Consider the following 9,972-nt stretch of genomic DNA (forward strand, 5'->3'; position numbering starts at 1 on the left):
AATGTTCGGTCTTCTTTGCATTGATAAATTCATATCTCACCGCTTTTGGCTGGCAAAGAAGACCGTCGCCTTTTTTAGAATATCCCGCTCCTCCTTCAAAATACGGTTCTCTTTGCGAAGGCGGGCTAATTCTTTCTGAACATCATCATGCGGACCTGACATCAAATCATCATGTTTGTGCTGGGAAACCCATTTATTAAGAGTAGACATACCGATACCAAGGTCCGAAGCAACTTGCTTGCGAGACAAACCACTGGTGAGGGCAAGCTGGATGGCTTCCGATTTAAATGCATCTGATTTTTTTAGGTTCATACGTTCCTCCTGTTGATCAAAATTTAACAGAAAGTACTCTCCACTTTATAGGGACGGGTCCAGTTTCGGCACTGGATGTTTCCATTCAGGCACAGGTGATTAACCTATTAATGGATCTACAAAAGGAAATGGGTCTATCACTTGTCTTTATTGCGCATGATTTGAGCGTGGTAAAACACATCTCAAACAGAGTGATGGTGCTTTATCTCGGTAAAGTAATGGAAATTGCTGATAGAGATGATTTATATGATAACCCTAAACACCCATATACACAGGCATTGATTTCAGCCGTTCCTGTTCCTGACCCCAAAATTGAACGTAACAAAGAGACGATTTTGTTGGAAGGGGACTTGCCTAGCCCGTTGGACCCACCTTCGGGTTGTGTTTTTAGGACCCGTTGTCCAAAGGCCACTGATCTCTGTGCACAAGAAATCCCGTTACTAAAGCAGGATACCGAGGGTAATTCCCATATGGTGGCGTGCCATTTCAGTGATTGAAGTTCGGGTTGTTGGTGACAAAAGATCTTTGTGTGAAGGCCTCTGGTGATGGGGAGATATCCTTATCACCAGAGCCATCAATAATAATGAATAATCTTATACTTTTTACAGATAATCTATGAGCTTGTGAGTTTCTTTATGATCTCTTCGTAAGTATCCAGCATATTCTGTAAATCCAGAGCTACCTCATTGTCTTCAACTCTAGGCAGAATGTCTTGAAGCATTTGTACGCTTTGATGATGAATGCTTTTAAGGTGAACGAGGGCTTGATCTGGGCTGGCAAGATGGGGAGAAACCTTTGCCTTGGTCATAGGTTTGTCTGAACTTTGATCCTGTCCTAGCCTGTTTATATGCTGTGAGAGCATCTGGCTGATCTTGTTTTTAGCATCAGAAATCTGTGTCAGCGAGTGATTGGACAATTGGCCGTCAGATTGCTTGGAAAGATAGGTAATGATTTTTAATCCTTCCAGTTCGTATTCTAGAAAATCATTCAAGAGAACGATTAATTCAGATTGGCTTTTATACCCTAGATACACAGGATCAACTTCGTGCATAAAGCAGGGGGGGGATGAATAGTTATCGAGGTTGTCTGTGTCAGTTGGTATTCGTTGATTTGGTTTTTTGAATATAGAGCAGCCCTTTTCTGTCACGATAGCGTCCAGGGGAATATCATGTGGTTGGGGATAGATCGTCTCTAGATGCCCAGACGAATAGCCTACGCCGATGGACAAGGGGCGTGTGCTAAGGGATGCTAATGTACGGTCAAAGTAACCACCTCCATAGCCTAGGCGATAGCCTTCGTTATCGAACCCTACCAATGGTACAAGTGCAATTGTTGGGGTGACAAGAATACGTTCTTCGGGCATTGGAATATCCCAAATGCCCCGTACCATTTTCATTCCAGGGTGCCACGCCCAAAATTCTAATGGCTGGTTTTTCTCTACAACAACGGGTAGGGCCGCTGTAGCTCCATTTTCGAGAGAATCCCTAACCAAATCCAGAAAGTTGATTTCGCCTTCAAAGGGCCAGCAGAAACAAATACAGGCTTTCTTTAATAGTTCTGGTTTTTGTAATTCAGGGAAATTATGACGAAGGTGATCACTAACTATTTTTCTTGTGTTTGTTCTTTGGGAAACCGAGAGCTCTTTGCGTAGCGATCGCAACTCTAATCGCTTGGTTTTTCGCCAATTTTGAACTGTTTTCCAGTCATTCGTCATGATGTGTTCTCCTTGGTTACTGAAAACGTCCGGATTTAAGGATTTACCTAAATTTTTTCACTCAGAGTCAAATCTTATTGTATCGAATGAGCGCCTTTTGATTTTACTGAAAGAGCAGCTTTTCAGATCAATCTGCGACCTATTGAAATGTTTTGTTCTATGAGAGCTTCGTATTATGATTTATTAACGTTAGGAAGACCAGATAACAGGGGGGTATCAAAGGGTTCTTGAGGAATGGGGGAGACACAATCTTCTTTTGTTTTAAATAATTTTACCTATATTACTTTTATATGTTTTTTGTGGTTGGTTTTGGCTATGACTCATTCATCAATAACATCAGGTAATTCAAAAGCTTTTATTGTTACTTCCGTTGATAAGCTTTATCGTTCTGAGAGCTTTCGACAAGGCTACGATGATTATCGACGCGGTCTTCCCTTTCTTTATCCAAAGAAGGGAAAAGGGCCCAACGCCGGACAAAAAAGTTCTGAACAGGCTTATGAGACCGGGCGCCAGTTTGCTGCTTGGTTGGGAGAGAGCTTTTATCAATCAAACTTAATCTGTTTAAGGACTAAATTCTCAGAGGCAATAAAGTCAAAAACTGTTGTTTTATAATTACATAAACAAAATTTCTTTTGTATTGAATTAAGAGACTTTAGCCCGTTTAATCTCAATTTTTTAAGTTAAAATGAACGGGGATTTGACGGGTCATTTGTGGCTTTGTAATACTCGCAGGAAATTGTGGAAAGGGAGCTGACTTTTCGATCATCTTGGTTGCAGCTTGATCTAACAGAGGGAACCCTGAACTTTCAAGTATCTGGTAGCTTTTAAGTTTTCCTGATGCTAACAACGTAATTTCTACGAGAGTTACGCCCTGCATTTGCCGACGTTTTGCTTTCCGTGGGTAACGTTTGTTCCGTGCCAGTCGTATTTGTACCGCTTTCCAATAATCACCCGTGGCTTTTTGTCCTGCACCACTATTACGATTTTGTTGGCTGCTGCTACCTGTATTTGCACTTTTTGTCGAAGTAATGCCTTTTTGCCCGGATGATCGTTGATTATCATTCGTGAGGCCGCTATTCGTAGCCTCGACAGCTTCTTTATCGCTTCCTGTGTCCGCCTGTTCTTTCGGCTGTGGTGTCGATGTCTTTTGGGGGGCGGGCTTTTCCTTTACTTTCTGCTTTTGTTGTGTCTGTTCTGGTTGCTTATAGACAGGGGGCTTTGGCTTAGGTTTTGGCTTTTGAACCTTTGCAGTAATGGGGGTGGGTTCTGCTTTAGGTTTCTGATCAATAACGGTCTCGGCGACGTCAGTTTGTGAAGGTACTGGTTCAGGTGGTGTTTTCGGTTCCGGTATCGTATTTGTTATCGTGTCTTTTGGTATCTCTGGTGCTTCTTTGGGCACAGGAACGATGGTTTCTGTTTGTGGTTCGGGAACGTAATCTTCTTCAACAACCTCTGTTTCTTTGGGAATATCCGGGATAAGGTCATTACGTTCAACCTTTTCGACTGGTTGCGTTATCTCTGGTGTTGTTTGAGCTTCTTTCTGATTGGTTGCTTCTGGATTATTTTTCGAGATAGTTTCTCCTAAAGCGGCGGCTTCTGCACCCGGTGCTGAAGATAGGGAGACAACGATACTGCCCCCGTCGTTACCGTCTTCGAAACCTGCGTGTTGTGTGTGGTTAACTATCAAGCCCGTAATAGTTAGCCCACATAGAAGAAATAGGCCAAAGGTGGTAAGAAGCTTTTCAAACAAGCCATTGCGTATGGTTAGCTCCACGATCGTACCTTCTTAACGTATGGTTGCCAGTGCAACCTGTTCGATTTTCATTTCTTTCAACAGGGAAAGTATTTTAATGACATCCATCGTGTTTGTTGATTGATCTGAACGAATGGTTATCGGACGTATGTGAGGGAACTGCGGCGTTGTGATCTGGCCATCGTTGCTATTGTATTTTTTTTGAATAACCGTTTTCAGTTTCTCGAATTTAACTTCTTGATCCTCAACCATAATTTGGCCGAGTGCTGATATGTGGATAATTAATGGCGTTTCCTGTTTAGGGATATCGGCCTGTGCCTTTAACGGTGTGATGTTAAAAGGTAGTGTTTTTTGAAGTGAACCTGCGATCATGAAAAATATCAGCAACAGAAAGACAACATTGATCATTGGCAATGTGCTTTCCGTTAATTCAGATGTATTTTCGTTTTGCCTTATTTTCATGGTTTTGCATGCTCAACCAAGGTTAGGTCAAGCAGACCCAATGCCTTGAGATCCTGAAGAAAGTCGAGGGTGTTTTGCATTTTTACACCATCGTCGACAGAGATAAATACTTTGATTACATCTAGGGGAGAGGTCTGTGTCGTGACTAACTGATCCAAATCACTTTGGCTGATTGTTTTCGCGCCATGCTTGATCGTACCATTTTGAAGAAGAGATAGTCGGATTGTTTCTTTCGGTGGTGACGAAGGTGGTGCTGTACTTGTTTTGTGTTCTTGGCCTTGAACACTAAGTTCTCGCCAATCCAGAAAACTGGACGCGAGCATAAAAAAGATCAGCAGGATAAAGACTACGTCAATCAAGGGGGTCAAACTGATCACAGGCAATTTATCTGTGTTTTCAGCACTCAGGCGCATAACGTTTATTCGGCCGCAAGGTTAACAGTATTGTTAATAGTATTTGGCTTTAGACTGTGAATATGTAACCCGCTCATAACAGCTGTACCTGTTTCTTCCAGCCGACGTGTTGTTTTCTGGATAACACTGTTGAGCCAGATTTGTGCTGCAGTTGTCGGAATAGCGACCACCAAACCAATGGCAGTTGTCAATAAAGCCAACCATATACCCCCGGATAGAATAGCGGGGTCAACCTGATTACCTGCAGCTTCCATCTGCCGGAAAGCATCTATCATGCCCAATACAGTCCCAAGTAACCCCATGAGAGGGCTGAGAGCTGCAACAGCACCAATAAAGCGAATACCGGATTTAAGGCGTTCTAGGACGCCAAGAGAGAGTTGTTCCATCTCTATTTCAAGGGTTTTGTCATTAAAACCCACAGTTTGGGCACGTTCCAGTCCCAATGTAACCAGTTGAACCGCTGGGTGGTGTAAGTTTTCCAATGTACGAATGGCTTCGGGAATTTCTCCTTCCCTTAGGTGAACACGTGCCTGTTTCAATGATTTGGTCTGCCAAAGTCCTGAGCGCCAAAAAACAATAACCTTATAGAAAGTTACAACTGCAGCTGATACTGCCATACAGGCAAGAACCCAACCCACAGCACCGGCTGCATCAATTACTTCTATTAGAGACCAAAGGGCCTCAGTTTCCGTAGTTTGCAACATGGATTTCACTCGGTTTTAAGGTTAAAAGAACTTTTGCGACTCTAAATAATAGTGATACTCATTATCATACAAGTTAATTAAAGCAATAAAATTCCTTGTTTTTAGGGAGACAGGAGGAGAGATATTGAGGAACGTTAGATAATTTACCTGCAGCTTTAGGATGTATTTTGTAATCGTATTGATTGAAATTGTAAGGGATGTGAAGTTTGGCTTTGAGCGTGATTTAATTATAGGTTGTAGTTAATTATTCTCTTCTTTGAAAAATGTTCCCATAGTGTATAATAAAGATATAAATACTAATACCTCCATAATTTTATGTCTGGAAGATCAATGGATGTTCCACTTAAATTCAGGAGTTATGTAACCAATAAAAAAATAGTTCGATATGGCGTTATTTTTTTATATCTGGTTCAGTGTGTTGGTTTTTCCTCGGTTACATTCTCTGATGACGTCAGTTTAAAAGAACGTCAGCATTACCAAGCTCAGCAATTAAGAGAGGCGTCGAAAGTTCGTGCGCAATCTCAACTTGGTTATGAGAGTATCTATCGCGATCCTCGTAATCGACAGATCGACTATTATGCCTTAACGCAACAGATTAATAATTTATCAAACATTGTCAGGTCGCTTTCCGAAAATCAGCCCGAAAATCAGCAGACAAATAATACTTTAAGTGCGCCGCCATCTACGTTGCCACGCGCTCTTTCTCCTGTAGCAGGAAATAATTCTCGCTCTGCAAACAATATCTATGGTCCTGCTGGGCCATCAGAAAAAGCTGTCCGCTTGTTACTTGAATATCAATTGATGATTAATGGTAACGAGCGTTTGAAGATCGGGAAAATCCAAGAAGAAGATAAATATATCACGGCCGAAGTTGTTACCGTCGAGGGGTCACTAGTTGAACGCTATAAAATTGATAAATCAAACGGTTCTTGGGTAGCAGATTAATCTGATTAACCAAGACGAAAAGGTGTGGAAAGGCAACGTGCAGATGTCTGGTCTTTGGTATAATAACTCTTCAAAAATTCGCTTCTTTTTTCTCTCATTTATTGTTCTTTTTCTCTCTTCTCAATCTTTTGTTTATGCGCAAACAACAAATGACGATGCTGAAAAGGTGGCAATTTTAACTGAACCTGTTCAGGAAATCGCTGGGCCTAAACGAGTTGTCAGTGTTGGGAAGTTTGATGCTGTTGGTTCGTTTGAACAAAAGTACGGTGATTGGGATATCGGGGGCGGCTTATCAGCAATGATGACATCTGCACTTGTTGAATCTGGTCGTTTTATTGTTGTTGAGCGTGCCAATATGCAACAGGTATTGGCTGAACAACAAATGAAGGGCCAGAATGTCACCAATCCCACAACAGGACCAGAACTCGGACAGGTAACGGGATTGAATTTCCTGATTTATGGATCCGTTACTGAATTTGGCGACCAAGATGAAGGTGGTGGTTTTGGTGTCGGACTTTCCGGGGGCAATGTGGGCAATCTTTTTAGCGGGGCCTTATCGCGCCAATCTGCCTCTGGCAAAGTTGCTATGGATATTCGTCTTGTTAATGCAACGACGTCACAGGTTGAAGAAGTATATCGTGTTTCCGAACCTATTGATAACTCATCCTGGGACCTGTCTCTTGGATATAAAGGGGTGAGCATGGGAACGAACCAGTTTCTGAAAACTCCTTTGGGGGAAGCGACACGAAAAGCAATTACACGTGCTGTTCAAATGATCGCTGCAAAGAGCAATTCTGTTGCTTGGACAGGGCGAGTTGTCGATTTTGACGAGGGGCAGGTTTATATTAATGCGGGCGCGAATTCAGGGATACAGGCAAATGACAAGTTTATGGTTGAACGTGTCATTAAAAAATTGACGGACCCGCAAACTGGTGAAGTGTTGATGATCCGTAAAAAAGAGCTTGGCTTAGTCACGGTCACAGATGTCACGGCAAAGCTCTCTTTTGGTGGGTTTGTACCACTTGATATTGATACTCCTCAGCGTGGCGACATTATCGTTATTGTCAGGTAGATCTGAATAATCGTCTTGTAAGAGGTAAGCTCTATCCGGGGATAAGTTTTAGCTGAACTGAAATTCAACACGTGATTAAGCGCAAACAATACGAAGAAATATAAAACGGTTGAATTGTCTCCTCCCGGATAGTTTTGGGAGAAACCATATGGTTGGTACTTCAATAAAATTCAAACGAACCCTTCGTTTTAGTGGTATTGTTATTACAGCAAGCTGTATCTTGATCTGGTCTCTTTCGACAGCTGTGTCCCAAAGCACAGAAACGCCAACCTATCAAAACCCGGGGTATACGGTTTTTACGCCGGGGCAGGTGACTGTCCCTGGTGGTGGGTATGCAAGACAAGCCACTCAGGCCCGCCAAGCTACTCAGGCACAGCAGGCCGAAGGATACGTTTCTCCTTATAGTCCAGCCCAACCTTATCGCCCAACCTTGCCGTACGGACCTGTCACTGAAGCACCGATACCTACTTATAGCGTACAGAGTTACAGCGCACCGCTTGCCATGCCAATACAAACAGGCACCCCGGGAATGACATCTGGGGTTACGGGGACTGTGACCAGAACAGAGACGACAACAAACACAAGCGGTGGTGTGACCACAAGTACGACTTCTACAAATACGACGGTCTATCAAGCGCCAGTTCCCACAACGACCAGAACTGAAAGTGTGAGCAAGGGGACAACAGTTCCTTATATTTCCCCTAGCACACCAAATATTATTCAGAATAATCCTGTCCTCGAAAGTCCAGCGATTATTCAAACAGCTCCCCAAGCACCAAGTGTGTCGAGCAAGGTTGAAACGGTTGACACATCAACGGCATCAACCGGGGCGAAAACGACATCAGAGGCATCCGGTGATGATAGTTCTGCAAAAGCTGTGGCCAAAGTGGATGAGGCTACAGAAGAAACATCAGAAGAGGAGACCGAAGAGGCCGCGGCTGCGGCAGCTTCTGACGGATCGGGAGAAGTATCTTCTTCTGGTGGGGGCGATGTTGTTCATCATGAAGAGGAAAAAGAACCACCGGGGATGACGCTGGAGCAAATTACAGCGATGCGTAAAGCATCGGAAGAACGGGCTAAACGTAATCTGGTTCGTGAAGATGTAGCGCCTATAACAAGTATTGACACCGTGCGCGAATGGTCAGGTCCTAATCTCAATAGCCTTATTTCACAAGTCGGTGACATGGTGCGCAATGCGGCAAATAATTCTTTGGCGATGATTGGTGAAAATACTTTAGAGATTAAGGTCGATCCAAAAGATATAGAGGACGCTGCTGCGGAAGAAGACAAAAGGCAGAAAGAAAGAGAAAAGAAGATACAGGAAGAAAAAGAGCGGAAGAAAAAACTCAAAGCCAAGTTGGAAGAACAACAACGAAAACTTAAAGAAGAGTTGGAACGCCAGAAAAAAGATAAAAAATACAAAGCACGTCGAGAGGCCGAGAAAAAGCTGGAAAAAGAACGTAAAGAGCTTGAGAAAAAGAATAAGGAGTTAAAGAGGAAAGCGGAAAAACATAAAAAAGATGGTGAAGATCTGGATCGGGCAGATAAAAATCTTCGAGAAATAGAGCAAGAGATGCGTCGAGATGGCGATCCAAATTGCCGATCTTCTGCTTGTCAGAATGTGCGCAAGTTACGTGCAGAAAATCAGGCTGATAAGGCGGCACATCGCAATAGTGGTACTGCATTACAAAAAGAAGCAAAGCAATTTAGAAAAGATATTAAGGAACATCAAAAAGCTGTTCAGACAGTCGAAGATATGAAAGATCGCAAGTTTGGTATGAATGATGCCGAGTTTGAAAAACACAAATCTGATAAAAAAATCAAAAACCTGGCTGAGCAGGAAGAGAAAATTCGTCGTGCGATGTCTGACCTTAAGCAAAAGGCAGAATGGCAGAAACACACCAAAGGTATTAGCGAGAATGAAGCCAGTGATCTTAGAAAACAAATGCGGGGTTTGGAAGGATTGCTGGAGAAAAATGAAGCCGCCCAAGCTGATGCAAAGGATGCTGCTTTTGTATTGGAAGTAAATTCTTTGGGGCTTGGGGAGGAGTTGGCAAAAGCACAGAAGGCTTTTGATAAAAATCAAAAAGCCAATGGGTATCTGAGCGCACCAATCGGACCTAATATTGATAGTGAGATCCCCAATGATTTTATGAACTCTTTCTATGAATCAAAGTCTATCAAGGGGATGGACATTGCTGAACTGGAAAAAGTCGGTGCGCAATTTGATTCTGCCTTACAACGACTTGACGCTGCGGATAAAGCTTTGGCATCCGGTGAAATTCCCAAAGGCGGTTCGGCAGATAACTTGGCAAAATTTGGTCAACTTGCAGATAAACTCGATAAAATTGAAGATCAGATTAAACAGGAAAGCACAGATAAAGATGGTCGATATAAGAATGAGGTCGATGAACAGCTTCGAAGAAATCGAGTAAGAGGTGACGCACTGAATGAAGTCAAAAAAGCACAGCAAGCGTTGGTCGAGGCTGGTGATACCGTGTACATAGATTTTGATGTAAGTGGCATGCGCTCTGAAGAAGAACTCCGCAAGCAAATGAACAAAACCTTCACGGGGCCAAAAGCATTGAGAGAAAAGG

At 42.9% G+C, this 9,972-nt stretch carries 10 protein-coding genes and 1 pseudogene; 5 read left to right on the forward strand and 6 right to left on the reverse strand.

Translation table 11 applies throughout. From position 1 onward, the window contains the following. Positions 1–36: 36 nt before the first annotated feature. The gene (locus Q0241_RS11315) at positions 37–312 is read right to left on the reverse strand and encodes a transposase (RefSeq protein ID WP_299377415.1); all 276 of its coding nucleotides are present in this window, start codon (positions 310–312) and stop codon (positions 37–39) included. 59 nt (positions 313–371) lie between these two features. Here Q0241_RS11315 and Q0241_RS11320 point away from each other — a divergent pair. Further along, positions 372–809 (forward strand): annotated as a pseudogene (locus tag Q0241_RS11320) (oligopeptide/dipeptide ABC transporter ATP-binding protein); the annotation flags it as partial. Positions 810–925: 116 nt separating this feature from the next. On the opposite strand, the gene Q0241_RS11325 reads toward Q0241_RS11320, so the two are convergent. Beyond that, the gene (locus Q0241_RS11325; protein ID WP_299377417.1) at positions 926–2,026 is read right to left on the reverse strand and encodes a 5-formyltetrahydrofolate cyclo-ligase; all 1,101 of its coding nucleotides are present in this window, start codon (positions 2,024–2,026) and stop codon (positions 926–928) included. 315 nt (positions 2,027–2,341) lie between these two features. Between Q0241_RS11325 and Q0241_RS11330 the strand changes: the two genes are divergently transcribed. Next, positions 2,342–2,638 (forward strand): hypothetical protein, encoded by a 297-nt coding sequence (locus Q0241_RS11330; protein WP_299377418.1) that lies wholly within the window; start codon positions 2,342–2,344, stop codon positions 2,636–2,638. A gap of 55 nt (positions 2,639–2,693) precedes the next feature. Here the strand turns inward: Q0241_RS11330 and Q0241_RS11335 are convergent, their stop codons facing one another. The 4 genes from Q0241_RS11335 to Q0241_RS11350 are packed head-to-tail and all read right to left on the reverse strand — an operon-like array spanning position 2,694 to position 5,358. Further along, positions 2,694–3,800: a TonB family protein gene (locus tag Q0241_RS11335; RefSeq protein ID WP_299377420.1), complete on the reverse strand. Its 1,107-nt coding sequence runs from the start codon at positions 3,798–3,800 to the stop codon at positions 2,694–2,696. A gap of 12 nt (positions 3,801–3,812) precedes the next feature. Further along, on the reverse strand, positions 3,813–4,241 hold the full coding sequence (locus Q0241_RS11340) for a biopolymer transporter ExbD (RefSeq protein WP_299377422.1): 429 nt from the start codon (positions 4,239–4,241) through the stop codon (positions 3,813–3,815). Beyond that, the gene (locus Q0241_RS11345) at positions 4,238–4,654 is read right to left on the reverse strand and encodes a biopolymer transporter ExbD (RefSeq protein WP_299377424.1); all 417 of its coding nucleotides are present in this window, start codon (positions 4,652–4,654) and stop codon (positions 4,238–4,240) included. The genes Q0241_RS11340 and Q0241_RS11345 overlap by 4 nt, the downstream gene beginning before the upstream one ends. Before the next feature lie 5 nt (positions 4,655–4,659). After that, positions 4,660–5,358, reverse strand: a complete 699-nt coding sequence (locus Q0241_RS11350) for a MotA/TolQ/ExbB proton channel family protein (RefSeq protein WP_299377426.1) — start codon at positions 5,356–5,358, stop codon at positions 4,660–4,662. Positions 5,359–5,688: 330 nt separating this feature from the next. On the opposite strand from Q0241_RS11350, the gene Q0241_RS11355 reads away from it, so the two are divergent. The 3 genes from Q0241_RS11355 to Q0241_RS11365 form a co-directional block, all read left to right on the forward strand. Beyond that, entirely contained in the window at positions 5,689–6,303 is a 615-nt protein-coding gene (locus tag Q0241_RS11355) for a hypothetical protein (RefSeq protein WP_299377428.1), read from the forward strand. A 43-nt stretch (positions 6,304–6,346) separates the two neighbouring features. Continuing rightward, a complete protein-coding gene (locus Q0241_RS11360) occupies positions 6,347–7,375 on the forward strand; it encodes a CsgG/HfaB family protein (protein ID WP_299377429.1) in 1,029 nt (342 codons plus the stop codon). 148 nt (positions 7,376–7,523) lie between these two features. Then, the coding region (locus Q0241_RS11365) for a hypothetical protein (protein ID WP_299377431.1) at positions 7,524–9,972 on the forward strand (2,449 nt) is incomplete at its 3' end.

The sequence above is a fragment of the uncultured Kiloniella sp. genome (assembly GCF_937128705.1).
In the GTDB taxonomy this organism is placed as follows: Bacteria; Pseudomonadota; Alphaproteobacteria; order Kiloniellales; family Kiloniellaceae; genus Kiloniella.